Source organism: Amycolatopsis sp. NPDC114503, from assembly GCF_055633655.1.
The window spans coordinates 194,548-209,333 of the sequence record NZ_JBVKDT010000003.1 but is presented as its reverse complement, the minus strand read 5'-3'; the positions used below and the strand labels follow the sequence as shown (position 1 = coordinate 209,333).

Annotated in this window: 15 protein-coding genes and 1 pseudogene; 8 read left to right on the top strand and 8 right to left on the bottom strand. The window is 69.7% G+C overall.

Going from position 1 to position 14,786, the window contains the following annotated elements; translation table 11 throughout:
* A pseudogene (locus ACZ7OI_RS13670) lies at positions 1–822 on the bottom strand (DMT family transporter); the annotation flags it as partial.
* Between the two features lie 36 nt (positions 823–858).
* Between ACZ7OI_RS13670 and ACZ7OI_RS13665 the strand changes: the two are divergent.
* Positions 859–1,419, top strand: coding sequence for a TetR/AcrR family transcriptional regulator (locus ACZ7OI_RS13665; protein WP_470264510.1), 561 nt, complete (start codon positions 859–861; stop codon positions 1,417–1,419).
* 4 nt (positions 1,420–1,423) lie between these two features.
* Here ACZ7OI_RS13665 and ACZ7OI_RS13660 read toward each other — a convergent pair whose 3' ends face one another.
* Positions 1,424–1,981: a CGNR zinc finger domain-containing protein gene (locus ACZ7OI_RS13660; RefSeq protein ID WP_470264509.1), complete on the bottom strand. Its 558-nt coding sequence runs from the start codon at positions 1,979–1,981 to the stop codon at positions 1,424–1,426.
* 103 nt (positions 1,982–2,084) lie between these two features.
* Between ACZ7OI_RS13660 and ACZ7OI_RS13655 the strand changes: the two genes are divergently transcribed.
* Positions 2,085–2,996 carry a pyridoxamine 5'-phosphate oxidase family protein gene (locus ACZ7OI_RS13655; RefSeq protein WP_470264508.1) on the top strand — a complete coding sequence of 304 codons (912 nt, stop codon included), beginning with the start codon at positions 2,085–2,087 and terminating at the stop codon, positions 2,994–2,996.
* Between the two features lie 12 nt (positions 2,997–3,008).
* Positions 3,009–3,470, top strand: a complete 462-nt coding sequence (locus ACZ7OI_RS13650; protein WP_470264507.1) for a nuclear transport factor 2 family protein — start codon at positions 3,009–3,011, stop codon at positions 3,468–3,470.
* Between the two features lie 90 nt (positions 3,471–3,560).
* On the opposite strand, the gene ACZ7OI_RS13645 is transcribed toward ACZ7OI_RS13650, so the two are convergent.
* Positions 3,561–4,952 carry an amino acid permease gene (locus tag ACZ7OI_RS13645; RefSeq protein WP_470264506.1) on the bottom strand — a complete coding sequence of 464 codons (1,392 nt, stop codon included), beginning with the start codon at positions 4,950–4,952 and terminating at the stop codon, positions 3,561–3,563.
* A 335-nt stretch (positions 4,953–5,287) separates the two neighbouring features.
* Here ACZ7OI_RS13645 and ACZ7OI_RS13640 point away from each other — a divergent pair, with 335 nt between their 5' ends.
* The 5 genes from ACZ7OI_RS13640 to ACZ7OI_RS13620 all read left to right on the top strand — a co-directional run bounded on the left by ACZ7OI_RS13640 (position 5,288) and on the right by ACZ7OI_RS13620 (position 11,303).
* Positions 5,288–7,327 (top strand): MDR family MFS transporter, encoded by a 2,040-nt coding sequence (locus tag ACZ7OI_RS13640; protein WP_470264505.1) that lies wholly within the window; start codon positions 5,288–5,290, stop codon positions 7,325–7,327.
* Between the two features lie 136 nt (positions 7,328–7,463).
* Positions 7,464–9,029 (top strand): hypothetical protein, encoded by a 1,566-nt coding sequence (locus ACZ7OI_RS13635; RefSeq protein ID WP_470264504.1) that lies wholly within the window; start codon positions 7,464–7,466, stop codon positions 9,027–9,029.
* Between the two features lie 33 nt (positions 9,030–9,062).
* On the top strand, positions 9,063–10,004 hold the full coding sequence (gene ligD, locus ACZ7OI_RS13630; RefSeq protein ID WP_470264503.1) for a non-homologous end-joining DNA ligase: 942 nt from the start codon (positions 9,063–9,065) through the stop codon (positions 10,002–10,004).
* A gap of 77 nt (positions 10,005–10,081) precedes the next feature.
* Positions 10,082–10,432 carry a hypothetical protein gene (locus tag ACZ7OI_RS13625; protein ID WP_470264502.1) on the top strand — a complete coding sequence of 117 codons (351 nt, stop codon included), beginning with the start codon at positions 10,082–10,084 and terminating at the stop codon, positions 10,430–10,432.
* Between the two features lie 94 nt (positions 10,433–10,526).
* Complete coding sequence (locus ACZ7OI_RS13620; RefSeq protein ID WP_470264501.1) at positions 10,527–11,303, top strand: SDR family oxidoreductase; 777 nt, start codon at positions 10,527–10,529, stop codon at positions 11,301–11,303.
* Here the strand turns inward: ACZ7OI_RS13620 and ACZ7OI_RS13615 are convergent.
* The 5 genes from ACZ7OI_RS13615 to ACZ7OI_RS13595 form a co-directional block, all read right to left on the bottom strand.
* Positions 11,300–11,779 carry an SRPBCC family protein gene (locus tag ACZ7OI_RS13615; protein WP_470264500.1) on the bottom strand — a complete coding sequence of 160 codons (480 nt, stop codon included), beginning with the start codon at positions 11,777–11,779 and terminating at the stop codon, positions 11,300–11,302. The two genes, ACZ7OI_RS13620 and ACZ7OI_RS13615, sit on opposite strands and share 4 nt — an antisense overlap.
* Positions 11,780–11,820: 41 nt before the next feature.
* Positions 11,821–12,024: a DUF6186 family protein gene (locus ACZ7OI_RS13610; protein WP_470264499.1), complete on the bottom strand. Its 204-nt coding sequence runs from the start codon at positions 12,022–12,024 to the stop codon at positions 11,821–11,823.
* The gene (locus ACZ7OI_RS13605; RefSeq protein WP_470264498.1) at positions 12,021–12,614 is read right to left on the bottom strand and encodes a hypothetical protein; all 594 of its coding nucleotides are present in this window, start codon (positions 12,612–12,614) and stop codon (positions 12,021–12,023) included. Before ACZ7OI_RS13605 ends, ACZ7OI_RS13610 begins: the two co-directional genes overlap by 4 nt.
* 147 nt (positions 12,615–12,761) lie before the next feature.
* Complete coding sequence (locus tag ACZ7OI_RS13600) at positions 12,762–13,667, bottom strand: cobalamin-binding protein (RefSeq protein WP_470264497.1); 906 nt, start codon at positions 13,665–13,667, stop codon at positions 12,762–12,764.
* 14 nt (positions 13,668–13,681) lie between these two features.
* Entirely contained in the window at positions 13,682–14,782 is a 1,101-nt protein-coding gene (locus tag ACZ7OI_RS13595) for a serine hydrolase domain-containing protein (RefSeq protein ID WP_470264496.1), read from the bottom strand.
* Between the last annotated feature and the right edge of the window lie 4 nt (positions 14,783–14,786).

The following is a 14,786-nucleotide window of genomic DNA, read 5'->3' as shown; positions in this document are numbered from 1 at the left end:
CGCGACCAGGGCCAATCCGAGGCCTATGCCGGTCAGCACGGTGAACGGCTCGCCGAACAGCAGCGTGCCCCACACCGAGGTGACCGGTGCGATCAGGAACATCAGGCTGTTCACCGCGGTCATGCCGATCCGTCCGACGAGCAGCCAGTACAAGCCGTACCCGCCGAAGGTCGCCAGCACGACCAGCCAGGCCAGGGCGAACCAGAAGTGCCCGGACGCGGGCGGCACCGCGTTCCCGGTCGCCAGGGCGAGCGCGGTGAAGACGACCGCCGAGGCAGCGCAGTGGACGGCCAGCGCGCGCAACGGGGGAGCGGGGACGCGCGCCCGGCGTTCGAGGACTGTGGAGGCGACCAGTCCGAGCATGCCGGCGAACGGGATCAGATACGCCCAGGCCGGAGCGTTCGACGCGGCGTCCGACCAGCTGACCAGGACGACTCCGACAAGGCCCAGCGCGAGTCCGAGCCACTGCCGTCCGGTCGCCGCGACGCCGAGCAGCGGACCGGCGAGCGCGGCGGCGACCAGCGGCTGCACGCCGTCGATGAGTGCCGTCGTGCCGGTGCTGACGCCTTCGCCGATGGCCCAGTAGACGGTGAGCAGATAGCCCGACTGGGACAGCAGGCCGATCAGGATGTGCCTGCCCAGTTCGCCAACGGGCCGCACCCGCAAGAACGGTGCCAGCAGCAGGGCGAGCGGGAGGAACCGCCACATCAGCACGGTCGGCACAGAGGCGTCCGCCGCGCCGAGTTTCGCGCCGATGAACCCCGACGACCAGCACGCCACGAACAGGACGGCAGCTCCGACTATACCGATCGGTTTACTCATGGCACCGGACTATACAGATCGGTATACACTGGGGCCATGACGATCGACTGGACCCCGAAAGCGCAAGCGGTGCTGACAGCCGCGTCGGAGCTGTTCTACGAACGCGGGATCCACGCGGTCGGCGTCGACGTCATCGCGGCTAAGGCAGGGGTCACCAAGAAGACCCTCTACGACCGGTTCGGGTCCAAGGACCGGCTGGTCGTGGAGTATCTGTCCGCCCGGGACGCGCGCTGGCGGGAGTTCCTGGGCGAGTGGCTGGAGAAGGCCGGAACGGACCCGCGGGACCGGCTGGCGGCGGCGTTCGACGCGTCCGAGGCGTGGGCGAAGAAGTACGGCGGCAAGGGCTGCAGCATGATCAACGCGCACGCGGAGATCAGCGATCCCGCGCATCCGGCGTACGCGGTCGTGACCGAGAGCAAAAGGTGGATGCTCGGCGTTTTCGTCGAATTGGCCGGGTCGGCGGGCGTTTCGGATCCGCGTGAGACGGGCGAGCGGATCATGCTGCTGCACGAGGGCGCGGTCGTGATGGCGGGCATGCGGGTCGCGAAGGACGTCTTCGCGCGTGCAGCGGAAACGGCGGTGGTGTTGCTGGACTGAGCCGTCAGCGCGTCGACCGGACCTTTTCGTAATGCCGTGCGGCGCGCGCTCGGTTGCCGCAGGCGACGGAGCACCATTCGCGGCGCGGATGCGTCTTCATGAAGTAGAGCACGCAACCCGGCGCATAACAGGCGCGCAGCTTGGCCGCGTCCGGCCCGCCCAGAAGCGCGATCGATTCTCGCGCCACGCGGGCTAATCCCGTGACGACCAGCGAAGTGCCGCGCGTGGAACTCTCCTGCAATTTTCCTGCCACGAAGGTCAATTGGGGGACCGGCAGGCGGGTGACGAGGTCGTTCAAGTCGCTCAGCGCGGTGTCCAGGTCGACGGTCGGGGTCTGCCGGTCGTCGGCGGTGACTTGAGCGGCGAGGCGGCGGACGGCGTCGCGAAGCCGTCGCGCCTGCGCGAGTTCGGCGGCGGACGACGGCCGGTGCTCGATGCCGACGTCGTCGAGCCATGCGTCGAGGTCTTCGCGGGTGCGGAGGTCGTCGTGGAGCCCGCTCGTGTCGGCCCAGACGGTCGCCATCAGGCGGACCGGCACGACCTCGTCCGGCAGCATCCCCATGGCCGAGACCGTATCACGGATGGAACGGGTTGCATCCGTGAGAAGCGACTGCTAGAACTTCTCACGGAACATCGTCGCGCAACCCGTGAGAAAGGGAGGTGGCATGAACCCGCAGATCCAGCAGGCCTTCCACGCCGGCGAGCTGGCAGTCCAGCGCGAGGCCGGAGTCGAACGCCAGGCCGCGCGTTTGTCCCGGATGGCCGAACCCGCCGGGATTTCCGCGGGAATGGCGGGGTTCCTGGCCGAGCGGACACTTCTCGTGGTCACCGGGCGCGACGCTGACGGGCGGCTGTGGACGTCGCCGATCGTCGGCCCGCCCGGATTCCTCGAAACCCGATCGGCGACGACGCTCGCGATCCGCCGCGGGATCCCGGAGGGCGATCCGCTCCACGGGCTCCCGGCCGGGCAGAAGCTGGGGATGACGAGCATCGAGTTCGCCACGCGCCGCCGGGTCCGGATCAACGGCAGTCTCGCCATCGCCGCCGAAGACCACCTGATCGTCGACATCGAGCAGGCGTACGGCAATTGCCCGCAATACATCCAGCAGCGCGTGCTGTCCGAAGACGCCGTGCCGACGGCACCAGTGCAAGAGCGCACCGAACTGAGTCCCGGCGACGCCGAGCTGATCCAGGCAGCCGACACGTTCTTCCTCGGCACCATCAACCCCAGCCACGGCGCGGACGCGTCCCATCGCGGCGGCGCGCCCGGATTCGTCCGTGTCGAGGGAAATACCTTGTGGTGGCCCGATTACCCCGGCAACAACCTGTTCAACAGCCTCGGCAATATCGCCGCGAACCCGGAAGCCGCGCTGCTCTTCTTCGAGTTCGCCACCGGCCAGATCCGGCAAGTCTCCGGCGCCGCCGCGATCGAATGGGGCGAAGCGGGCCGTTCGGGCGACGACGGCTACACCGGCCGGATCGTCCGGCTCGAAGTGCGGCACGTCGTCTCCGGGCGTCCGGCCCCGCGCCAGGTCGCGCATACGCCGTATCCGCGCAATCCCCATCTCATCAACTGAAAGGACCCCGTCATGACCGAATCACGGCCACCGTTTCCGCCGTTCGACCTGTCCGCCGCTCTGAAGAAGGTTCAGGCCGCCGAGGACGCGTGGAACACCCGGGATCCCGAGAAGGTTTCACTCGCGTACACGCCGGATTCCGTGTGGCGCAACCGGGATACGCACGTCGTCGGCCGCGCCGCGATCGTCGAGTTCCTCGCCGCGAAGTGGGAGCGCGAGCAGGATTACGCGCTGCGCAAGGGACTCTGGGGATTCCGTGAGAATCGCATCGCCGTCCGGTTCCAGTACGAGAGCCGCGACGCGGACGGGCAATGGTGGCGCAGCTACGGCAACGAACTGTGGGAATTCGCCGAGAACGGCCTGATGAGCCGGCGCGAGGCGTCGATCAACGACCGGCGCATCGACGAAGCCGAGCGGCGCATCTTCGGGCCGCGGCCGGAGTCGGAGCACGGGGCCGACTTCCCGTTGTGGTGAAACGAAAGAACCCGGCCGCCCCTCCGGGGATACCGGAAGGGCGGCCGGGCCGGTCCCGCGTTCGAGGGGGTGAGGGAACGCGGGCTCCGCTCAGGCGCCGGTGCGCGCCTGCCGCCTGCGAGACACCAGCCGCCAGCCGACGGCGAGCACCACGACGATCGCCGGGATCGAGTAGAACGCGATCTTTTCGGCTCCGTCGGAGAATCCCATCAGCACCACGACCAGCACGAGGAAGCCGAGCGTGGCCCAGCCCGTGTACGGCGCGCCGGGCATGCGGTAGCTCGGCCGCTCCAGTTCGCCGCGCAACGACGCCTGGCGCATGCGCATCTGCGAGAACACCAGCGTCGCCCACGTCGCGACCACGCCGAGCGAGGCGATTGCGGTGGCGATGTCGAAGGCCTTCGACGGCACGATGTAGTTCAGGACCACACCGAGCACGTAAGCCACCGAGGTGAAGAGAATTCCGCCGTACGGCACGTGCCGCGAGTTCATCTTGCCGACGAACTTCGGCGCCTCGCCCTCGTCGGCGAGCGCGCGGAGGATGCGGCCGGTCGAGTAAAGGCCCGAGTTGCACGAGGACAGCGCGGCGGTGAGGACGACGGCGTTCATCACGTCGCCGATGCCGCCGATGCCCAGCCGGGAGAACACCGTGACGAACGGGCTTTCGCCGCCGTTGTAGAACGGCCACGGCATCAGCATCGCCAGCAGCAGCACCGAACCGACGTAGAAGACGCCGATCCGCCACACGACGCCGTTGATCGCCTTCGGCAGCACCTTGCGCGCGTCCTTGGTCTCGCCGGCCGCGATGCCGACGACCTCGATCGCGGAGTAGGCGAACACGACCGCCTGCAGCGTCATCAACGCGATGCCGACGCCCGCCGGGAAGAACCCGCCGTGGTCGGTCAGGTTGTGCACGCCGGCGGTGGTGCCGCCGATGTTCGCGCCGGTGAACACGAGCCCGAGCGCGGTCACCAGGAACACGATGATCGCGAGGACCTTCACGACGGAGAACCAGAACTCCAGTTCCCCGAACAGCTTCACGCTCAGCAGGTTGACCGCCATCAGCACGCCGAGCGCGACCAAAGCGGTGATCCACTGCGGCACGTCCGGCAGCCACTTGTGCACGTAGATGGCGACCGCGGTGATCTCCGCGATCCCGGTCATCGCCCAGTTCAGCCAGTACATCCAGCCGGAGACGAACCCGGCCCACGGCCCGATGAACTCGCGGGCGTAGGTGACGAAACTGCCGGAGCTGGGCCGGTGCATGACGAGTTCGCCGAGCGCCCGCATCACGAAGTAGGCCGCGATGCCGCACAGCGCATAGGAAAGGACCAGCGACGGCCCCGCTTCGTGGAGCCGCCCGCCCGCGCCGAGGAAGAGCCCGACCCCGATCGCCCCGCCGATCGCGATCATCTGCACCTGGCGATTGCCCAGTGCTTTCGTGTAGTTGTCGCCCTCTTTGGCGACCACTGTGGATTCCATGGTTGCGTGACGCTAGCGGTACCGCACCGCGTGACGCAGCACACCTAGGCTGGACTTAAGGTGTGCTCCAGATCACCGTGGAGGAACCGGGTAAATCGGGCAGGACCCGTTTGACTTCCGGAAATCGCGCTGGAGCTGCGCGGATGTCCACGGTGGACGGTCTCGTCGGAGACTTTCGGGTAACTCGGGGCGTCCGCAAGGGTATTCGGCTCCGGCGAGCCGCGACAGTCACCGGAACGGGCGACGCTCCGGCCGGGCGGCTATTCCACAGTGGACCGAGGTGATTACGTGGACGCGCCGGGAGCGGCCCGGCGCGGGCGCGCGAGGAGGAGCCGATGACGGCCACGGCGGAGGAGATCCGGGAGGAACCGGCGCCGGCGGCGCTCTCGCGGCGCAAGATCCACGCGGTGTTCGGTGCGGTCGTGCTCGGCATGCTGCTCGCCGCGCTGGACCAGACCATCGTCGGGACCGCGCTGCCCACCATCGTCGGCGACCTCGGCGGGGCCGGGCACCTGTCCTGGGTCGTCACCGCGTACCTGCTGGCCGAGACGATCATGACGGTCGTCGTCGGCAAGCTGGGCGACCTCTTCGGCCGCAAGCTGATGTTCCAGCTGTCGGTGGTCGTCTTCGGCGTGGGCTCGTTCTTCTGCGGGTTCGCCGACAGCATGACCTGGCTGATCATCTGGCGCGCGGTGCAGGGCCTCGGCGGCGGCGGGCTGATGGTCACCTCGACCGCGCTGATCGCCGACGTCGTGCCGCTGCGCGAACGCGGCAAGTACCAGGGCGCGCTCGGTTCGGTGTTCGGCGTCGTGACCGTGGCCGGGCCGATGCTCGGCGGGCTGTTCGTCGACCATCTGTCGTGGCGTTGGGCGTTCTACGTCAACATCCCGCTCGCGGTGGTGGTGCTCGCGGTCGCGGCGTCGGCGATGCCGAGCGTGCGCGCCGCGGTCAAACCGGTGATCGACTACCTCGGCATCCTGCTGATCGGTCTCGCCGCGACCGGGCTGACGCTCGTCACGAGCTGGGGCGGCACCACCTACGCGTGGGGTTCGCCGGTGATCATCGGCATGGCCGCGGGCTCGGTGGTGCTGCTGGGCGCGTTCGTCGCGGTCGAACTGCGCGCGCCGGAGCCGATGCTGCCGATGCGGCTGTTCCGGAATCCGGTGTTCACCGTCGCCGGGATCATGAGCTTCGTCGTCGGGTTCGCGATGCTCGGCGCGCTGTCCTATCTGCCCACCTACATGCAGTACGTCCAAGGCGTCTCGGCGACGACGTCCGGCGTGCGGCTGCTGCCGATGGTGCTCGCGCTGCTGGTCGCCTCGATCCTGTCCGGCACGCTGGTGAGCCGCACCGGGAAGTACAAGATCTACCCGCTCGTCGGGTCTGCGGTGATGACGGCCGGGCTGTATCTGCTGTCGCGGCTCGGCCCGCACACCGGGTTCTGGGAATCCGCGCTCTACATGGCGGTCCTCGGCCTCGGGATCGGGCTCGGCATGCAGGTGCTGACGATCGCGGTGCAGAACACGGTGGACTACAAGGATCTCGGCGTCGCGACGTCCGGGGTGACCTTCCTGCGTTCGATCGGCAGTTCTTTCGGCGCGGCCATTTTCGGCACCGTTTACGCGAATCAGCTCGGCCCGAATCTGGCGAAGGCGCTCGCCGAACATCCGCTGCCGCCGGGCGTCGACCCGAAAGCGGTCCAGGTTCCGCTGGCCTTGCACCATTTGCCCGCGACGGTTTCGGAACCGGTGATCAGCGCGTACGCGGATTCGCTGCACGTCGTGTTCCTTTATGCCGCGCCCGTCGGGCTGGTCGCCTTCGTGCTCGCGTTCTTCCTCAAGGAAATGCCGTTGCGCGACACCGCCCGCGCCGCCGCGCCGGACCTCGGCGACGGATTCGCCATGCCCGAAGCGCACGAACCCGACCGGGAACTCGAACGGGCGATCGCGACTTTGCTGTTCCGGGAACGCCGCAAAGCCGCGCCCGCGATCGTCGCGCGGGCGGGTTCGGAGCTGGACGTCGGCGGCCTGTGGTGCGTTCTGCAGGTCCGGCTCCGGCAGCGCGCCGGGCGGCCGGCGACGCTGGAAACGATCGGCGAGGACCACGGCGTCCCGGCGCAGGTGCTCGAACCGGCCTTCGCGCGGCTGGAACTGACCGGACACCTGAACTACGCGCGGGACAGCTGGTCGCTCACCGAATCCGGGACACGGGAATGGGACAAGCTCGTCCGCGCGTGGCACGACTGGATCGCCGAGCGCCTCGGCGACTGGGGCGCGGGCGACCGGTCCGAACTGGACGCCGCGATCACCCGCGTGGCGACCCGGATCCTCGACCAGGGCGCCGACCGCGCCGGCGGACGGCACGCGCTGGCGTGAAACCGCGGGAAATTCTCCCGTGCGGCGGGAAACCGTTGCGAAACCGGTACCGCTGGGGGAGAGGGTGCGGCGGCGCCGACGTTTCGGACAGCCCGTTAGCATCTGCCTGTCAGACACCCTCTACTGTTCCGGGATCATGTCGGTGGATGAATCTGTGCTCACGACTTCGGACGACGCGAACAGCGCGGAAAGCGCGCGCGTTCCCGTCCGGTCCCGCCTCGCCGCGTGGCTGCCACTGGCCGCCGCCGTGCTCGGCCTGCTCTCGTTCCTGCTCGTGCGCGGGAGCCTCACCGACGACGGGTACATCACCCTGTCCTACGCGAAGAATCTCGCGTTGCACGGCGAATGGGCGCTCGTTCCCGGTTCGGTCGCGAACTCCGCGACGTCGCCGCTCGACGTCCTGCTGCTCGGGTTCCTGACCTTCGTCACCCGGATCAGCGGCTCCGCGCACCCGGTGCTGGCGCTCGGCGCGCTCACCGTGCTGAGCAGCGCCGCGATCGGCTGGGCGTGGGCGCGGCTGACCCGCCGCTTCGGCCTGTCGCCGTGGGTCGGCGTGCTGGGCCTGCTGCTGGTGATCGCCAACCCGTTCCTGCTGTCGGCCACCGGCCTCGAGGTGCTGCTCGTCCCGACCGTCCTGCTGTGGCTCGTCGTGGCCGCGCTGGAGAAGCGCCCGGTGCTGTTCGGCGCGGTCGCCGCGCTGACCGTGCTGACCCGCCTCGACCTGGTCGTGTTCGTCCTCGTGATCGCGTTCTCCACCGCGGCGATCCGCAAGAAGTTCTGGACCGCGGTCGCCACCGCGGCGATCGTGTCCGCGCCGTGGTTCCTCACGAGCTGGTTCGCGCTCGGTTCGTTCATCCCGGACACGCTGGTGATCAAGCAGGACCAGGAAGGCCTCTTCGGGGCCTGGGGCTACTTCAGCGGCCCGATGATGTACTTCCTGTACCTGCCGTTCACCGTGATGGTCGCCTTTGCCTCGGCGCTGGTCGGCGTGACCGTGCTGCTCGGCTGGCTCGCCCTGCGCTTCGCGCGCCGGTGGGACGACTTCCCGCCGCTGGCCCCGGTCGTCGCGCTCGGCGCGGGCGGCGTCGTCTACTACATCGTCTACTCGACGCTCGGCGTCGGCCCGTACCACTGGTACTACGTGACCCCGATCGTCAGCACGGCCTCGTTCGCGGTCCTGATGCTCGGCGTCTGGCACGCCGAGACGAAGAAGCGGCCGAAGCTCAACCGCGTCCCGCCGCTCGTCGCGCTCGGGCTCGGCGGCGCGGTCGCGCTCGCCAACGTGGGCGTGGACCTCGCGCAGGGCGTGCCGTGGCCGTCGCCGGTCATCTTCGGCAACTGGGCGAGTTCGACCGATTACGCCCGGGTGGGCAAGGAACTCGGCGCGCGGCTGCAGGGCAAGTCGGTGGCCGGGCCGGGCGAGATCGGCACGCTGGCCTACTACTGCGACTGCCAGATCCTCGACGTCTTCTCCGACCGCAGCCAGGTCACGATGATCGTCAACAAGCGGCTCGCGGAGGACGGCTTCTTCAGCAAGACGATCCTGCGGATCAACTACCACTGGTTCAAGCGGCTGCCGCTGCGCAAACCGGACTACCGGCTGCTCTACGACCCGGGCCCCGGCCACGGTCCGGACCAGTGGACGGTCCATTCCGCGGCCAAGGGCGTCGGGCATTTCACCCTCGTGCCGTTCGACCGCTGACGCACCGGGCGATTTCCGGATACGGTCGGTTCCATGGCGAAGGGCGAGGCCGTCGAGCTCGAGGTGGGGGACCGGACGGTCCGGGTGTCCAGCCCGGACCGGGTCTACTTCCCGGCGCGCGGCGAGACGAAGCTCGATCTCGTCCGCTACTACCTGTCGGTCGGCGACGGGATCGTGCGCGCGCTGCGGGAGCGGCCGTGCATGCTGCACCGTTTCCCGTCCGGGGTGGCCGGGGAGAAGGTGCACCAGAAGCGGGTGCCGAACGGCGCGCCGCCGTGGCTGGAGACGGTGCGGGTGCAGTTCCCGCGCTATAACCGGCACGCGGACGAGCTGTGCGTGACGGAGCTGGCGCACGTGGCGTGGGCGGTGCAGATGTCCACTGTGGAGTTTCACCCCTGGAATTCCCGCCGCGCGGACACTGAACGGCCGGACGAATGGCGGATCGACCTCGATCCGATGCCGGAATGCGGGTTCGGCACGGTGCGCCGGGTCGCGCACGTGGCGGAGGAAATCCTGGACGAGCTGAACATCCGCGGCTGGCCGAAGACGTCCGGCGGCAGCGGCATGCACATCTACGTCCGGATCGAGCCGCGGTGGGGCTTCGCGGACGTCCGCCGGGCGGCGCTCGCGTTCGCCCGCGAGGTCGAGCGGCGGGCTCCGGACGAGGTCACCACCACCTGGTGGCGCAAGGACCGCGACCCGAAGAAGCTGTTCGTGGACTACAACCAGAACGCCCGGGACCACACGATCGCCAGCGCTTATTCGGTGCGCGGCGTGCCGGAGGCGCTGGTGTCCACGCCGATCCGCTGGGACGAGGTCGACGACGTCGACCCGCACGACTGCACGATCGCGACCGTGCCCGCCCGGTTCGCCGAACTCGGCGATCTGCACGCGGGCATCGACGACACGGCGTATTCGCTCGAGCCGTTGCTGGAGTGGGCCGACCGGGACGGGTTGGAGGCGGAAGACTCCTGAGCGAAGTCATTCGGGCGCCTGGCGTCATGGGGGAGTCCCCGCCGCGTCTCCCTGGGGACCGAGCGGAGGAGAGCACGATGGACAGTGCTGGGCAGAACGATCCGCTCGCCGTGCTTTATCGCCTGCACCACCAGTTGCGCGTGCTGTCGCCGGTGCTGACTGTCGCGCCCGGACGGCCGGAAACGAAAGCCATGCTGGACGGGCTCGCCGAGACCGTTTCCGAAGCGGCGGGCCTGCTCTCGACCGCGGAACCGGCCACGCTGGCCGCCCTGCGGCAGGCGTTCGACCACGCTCGCGCGGGACGGGGCAACGAGGCGACGTCGGAGCTGATCACCGCTTACGGGCGGCTGTCGGTGCTGCTGCGGAAGGACGCGCCGCGCCGGGACAGCACGGACGAGCCGACTGTGCGGTGGCGCTCGAGGTTTTGACTCGCTCGAGGTTTTGACTCCCGCGGTGCCCGGCGTGCCAGGATGGCGGACGAGAGCCGGCTGAGCCCGGGCGGTGCGGCAGCGGGAGGACCACGTGGCCGAGCAGATCCTCGTCACCGGCGGGACCGGACAACTGGGCCGGGTGGTCGTGGAACGGCTCCGCGCCGTGGAGGCTCCGGTGCGGGCGTTGAGCAGGCGGCGACGGTCCAGCGAAGGTGTCGAATGGACGGCCGGCGACCTGCGCACGGGGCGGGGCATCGACGTCGCGGTCGCCGGGGTCGGCATCGTGATCCATTGCGCGACGGACTACCGCCGCGAGGTCGAGACGGTCCGCACGCTCGTCGAGGCCGCGCGGTGGAGCGGGCAGACGCCGCATCTGGTGTACGTCTCGATCGTCGGCGCCGACAAGATCCCGATGGGCTACTACCAGGCGAAACTGGCTGCCGAGCAAGTGATCGCGGATTCCGGGATGCCGCACACGATTCTGCGGGCGACGCAGTTCCACTCGCTGGTGCGGACGATCCTCGCCGGCGCCGCGCGGCTGCCGGTCGTGCCGGTGCCGAAGTTCCGCTTCCAGCCGGTCGACGTGCGCGACGTCGCGGCCCGGCTGGTCGAGCTGGCGCAGGGCGAGCCGCAGGGCCGCGTCGCGGATTTCGGCGGACCGGAGGTGCGGACGACGGCGGACCTGGCGCGTGCCCTGCTCGCCGCGTCCGGGAAGGACAAACGGCTCGTTTCGGTGCCGGTGCCGGGGCGGATCGGCCGGGGTTACGCGACTGGCGCGAATCTGACCCCGAAGCATGCCGACGGCGTGGTTACCTTCGAGCAGTATCTGGCGGAGCAGGGCAAGCCGACCGCGTTGCGGTACCGCTAGCCGGCGGCGCGGCGGCGGACGGTGCGCTCCAGGATGCCGAGAGTCGCCTTGAGCGCGGACTCGGGGACGACCGGGAACGTGAGGCGCTCCTTCCACTCGTCGGACAGTTCCGACCAGTCGTAATAGGACGTGACGCGCGTGCCGCCCTCGGCGGGTTCGAGCCGGTAGCCGTAGATGTGGCGGACGTGCGGGCGGAGGCTGCCCTCGACGGTCCAGGCGATCTCCTCGTCCGGGACGAGCTTCGTGATGACGACCTCGACGTCGTATTTGCCGATGGGCCGGTCGCCGAGCGCCTGCCGGTCCATGTGGACCACGAACCGGTCGCCGGCCTGGGCGACGGGTTCGCCTTCGGCGTCCATGAGCATTCCGGAGGCGTCGATGTCGACGTGGCCCTGCGGATCGGTGAGGACCGCGAAGACGGCGCTGGCGGGGGCGGGGACGAGCCGCGAGACCTCGAGGCGTTCGGTGGTGGTCATGTCATCGACTATAGCAGAAATAATCGATGATTTGCCCGGGGCTAGCTCTGGACGAAGAAATGCCAGCCGACCCACCACCAGGCCAGCACGAGCGCGATCCGCGTGGACCGCTTGCGCATCAGCGCGGAGAGGACCCGGGTCAGCGGCGGGATCTTCTTCGGGAACAGGCGGCTGCCCAGCCACAGCACGACGGCGGCGGCCACGATCGCGCCGAAGCCGATTTCGGTGATCAGCCTGCTGCTCATGCCGTTCTCCTCGCCGCGGCCGCGGCACGCAGCATCGCCAGCCCGGCGGCGACCCAGACGCCGAGCGCGAGGGCCTGGACGACGCGGTTGTCGAGCATCGGGTCGACGAGGTCACTCATCGTCGGGTGGGTGAGCGAGAGTCCGCCCGCGGCTTGTTCGTAGACGAAGGAGACGAGTTCCCAGAGGCACCAGGAGATCGCGAGCGCGACCCACAGCCACCCGCGCCGCGGGACCGGTTGCGGCGGGAGCGACGGGTCCCGCCATTCGACGACCAGCGCGCCGATGCCGATCGCGGCGATGGTGAGGAACATCGGCACGGTCTGGCGGCCGAAGACCAGTGCTACCAGTGCGACGGCAGCTATCAGCGAGGCGCCGGGGAGCCGGGTGGAGGGTGCGAGGAGGGCGTCGGCGGCCATGCTGTGGCGTTCGGTGAAGAGCAGGAGGATCGCAGCGGCGAAGAAGATGACGCCGTCGGCGGGGGCGCCGCGGATCCAGTGGGCGAGGGACGCGATCAGGAGGGCGGCGATCGGGAGATCGACGGCCAGCCGAGGCGCCGGGTAGTCCGCCGCGTGCCGTTCGGGTGTTGCCATGCGACGCACCCCATTTCGTGCCGATCCTGCTTTGAGGACAACACGGAAGGGGGCGCTTGGCTTCCCGGACGGGCGATCTTTTCGGGGATCGAGGGAAACGGCGGTGCGGACTGGACGGTTCGGTGAAAAAAGCGCTGGCGGGAACGGTCAGATCGGGCGGGCTTCGTCGGCGCTGACTGGGGGATCAGCCGGAATGCCGTGGAGCACCGTCGCGAGGATCTCCGCGCCGCGCACTACACGCGGGCCCGGACGGTTGAAGTACGCCGGGCCGTCGAGGAGCCAGACCCGGCCGTTCCGGACTGCGGGCAGGTCGGCCCAGCCTGGGCGCGAGGTGAGGACGTCGAGTTCGGCCTCGGCGCGGTCCGGCGAGAAGCCGCAGGGGAGAACGAGCAGGACGTCCGGCCGGACGGCGACCACGTCGTCCCACGTCATCGGCTTGGTGTGCTCGCCTGGTTCGGCGAGGAGCGGCGTGCCGCCCGCGGCGGAGATCTGCTCGGGCACCCAGTGTCCGGCGGGCCAGAGCGGGTCGAGCCATTCCAGGGCGACCACCCGCGGCCGGGGGAGTCCGGCGGTTTGGCGACGGACAGCGGCGAGCCGTGTGCGGAGCTCGGCTGCTCGGGCAGCGGCGACGTCCGGGACGCCGAGTGCGTCGCCAAGCGTGGTCAGGCAGTCGAGGACTTCGTCCAGGGTGCGGGGTTCGAGGCTGAGCACGCGCGGTCCGGCGTCGAGCATCCGTACCGCCGCCGCGACGCGCGTGTAGGACACCGCGCAGACCTCGCACAGGTCTTGCGTGAGCACGAGGTCTGGTGCGAGTGCGGCCAACTGATCGAGGTCGACTGAGTAGAGCGACGATCCTTGGTGGGACGCTCCGACGGCGGTGGAGATTTCGCGGCTGGTCAGGGAGTTGGAGTCGAGGTCCGCGGCGGTCACCACCGGCACGGACGCGACCTCGGCGGGCCAGTCGCATTCGTGGGTGCGGCCGACGAGGTCGCCCGTCTTGCCGAGGACGGCGACCAGGTCGGTGGCGGCGGGCAGCAGGGACACGATCCGCATGCGTCCACGGTAGGTCAGGCGGCCTCGTGCAGCGCCGCCAGCAGCGAGGAAGCCCGGTGGTCGACGTCCTCGGCCTGAAGTTCGTTCGTCACGAAGGAAAACGCCAGGCCCCGCGACGGCCACGCGCCGTGGCGGCCTCCGCCGGCGCCGGAGTGGCCGAAGGCGGCCGGGTCGGCGCTGGCGGGGCCGTAGGTGCCGATCGGGTCGGCCAGTTCGAAGCCGAGGCCGAAGCGCAGCGGGCGGTCGTTGATCGCGTCGATGCCTTCGGACCAGGTGCGGGTGGCCTGGGCGAGGATGTCGTCCGGGACGAGCTTGCCGGAGCGGAGCAGGTCGTACAGGCGGGCCATCGCGGTCGCGGTGCCGACTGCGCCGCCTGCGGCCAGCGTCGCGCCGCGGTATTCCGGCGAGTTCATCGAGTCGCCGGAATCGAGAAGACCGCGGTACATCCGTTCGACGATCCGGCGGCGTTCCTCGTCCTGGAGGAACGTGCTGATCCGGTAGCCGGGCGCACGGCGGAGCGTGGCGACCGGGACGGTCGGCGGGGTGCCGAGCCGCAGGTCGAGACCGTGCGGCTCGGCTAGGAGGTCGCGGACGAGGACTCCAAGGTCCTCGCCGGCGACTCGCCGGGCCAGTTCGGTGGCGAGGTAGCCGTAGGTGAGCGCGTGGTAGGCGACTTTCGCGCCGGGAGTCCACAATGGACGCTGGGCGGCGAGGGCGTTCGCGTTCGCCGCGTTGTCCAGCATGGGCAGGTCGGGCTCGACGTAGGGCAGCCCGACGGTGTGCGAGAGCACCTGCGAGACCGGCACGTTTTCCTTGCCCGCCACGGCGAACTCGGGCCAGTAGCGGGCGACCCGCTCGTCCGGGTCGAGCTTCCCCTGTGCGGTCAGCATCGCCAGGACGGTCGCGACCACGCCTTTGGTGCCGCTGAACAGCACGGCCCGGGTGTCCTCGGTCCACGGCACGCCGTCCGCCGCCGAGCCGCCCCACAGTTCCACCACCGGAGCGCCGTCGCGGAAGACGCTGAACGCGGCACCGCCGGTGGTCGTGTCGATGATGTCGCCGAAAGCTTCCCGCACGCCCTCGTAACCGGGCTTTACCGCTCCGTGAACAGTCATGACC

Bases quoted from the DNA above. Each gene is read 5' to 3' on its own strand.
- ACZ7OI_RS13650 (WP_470264507.1), top strand. From the start codon at position 3,009: ATGACCGAATCACGGCCACCGTTTCCGCCGTTCGACCTGTCCGCCGCT.
- ligD (WP_470264503.1), top strand. From the start codon at position 9,063: ATGGCGAAGGGCGAGGCCGTCGAGCTCGAGGTGGGGGACCGGACGGTC.
- ACZ7OI_RS13660 (WP_470264509.1), bottom strand. From the start codon at position 1,981: ATGGGGATGCTGCCGGACGAGGTCGTGCCGGTCCGCCTGATGGCGACC.
- ACZ7OI_RS13595 (WP_470264496.1), bottom strand. From the start codon at position 14,782: ATGACTGTTCACGGAGCGGTAAAGCCCGGTTACGAGGGCGTGCGGGAA.
- ACZ7OI_RS13610 (WP_470264499.1), bottom strand. From the start codon at position 12,024: ATGAGCAGCAGGCTGATCACCGAAATCGGCTTCGGCGCGATCGTGGCC.
- ACZ7OI_RS13625 (WP_470264502.1), top strand. From the start codon at position 10,082: ATGGACAGTGCTGGGCAGAACGATCCGCTCGCCGTGCTTTATCGCCTG.
- ACZ7OI_RS13605 (WP_470264498.1), bottom strand. From the start codon at position 12,614: ATGGCAACACCCGAACGGCACGCGGCGGACTACCCGGCGCCTCGGCTG.
- ACZ7OI_RS13600 (WP_470264497.1), bottom strand. From the start codon at position 13,667: ATGCGGATCGTGTCCCTGCTGCCCGCCGCCACCGACCTGGTCGCCGTC.
- ACZ7OI_RS13665 (WP_470264510.1), top strand. From the start codon at position 859: ATGACGATCGACTGGACCCCGAAAGCGCAAGCGGTGCTGACAGCCGCG.
- ACZ7OI_RS13640 (WP_470264505.1), top strand. From the start codon at position 5,288: ATGACGGCCACGGCGGAGGAGATCCGGGAGGAACCGGCGCCGGCGGCG.
- ACZ7OI_RS13635 (WP_470264504.1), top strand. From the start codon at position 7,464: ATGTCGGTGGATGAATCTGTGCTCACGACTTCGGACGACGCGAACAGC.
- ACZ7OI_RS13645 (WP_470264506.1), bottom strand. From the start codon at position 4,952: ATGGAATCCACAGTGGTCGCCAAAGAGGGCGACAACTACACGAAAGCA.
- ACZ7OI_RS13615 (WP_470264500.1), bottom strand. From the start codon at position 11,779: ATGACCACCACCGAACGCCTCGAGGTCTCGCGGCTCGTCCCCGCCCCC.
- ACZ7OI_RS13655 (WP_470264508.1), top strand. From the start codon at position 2,085: ATGAACCCGCAGATCCAGCAGGCCTTCCACGCCGGCGAGCTGGCAGTC.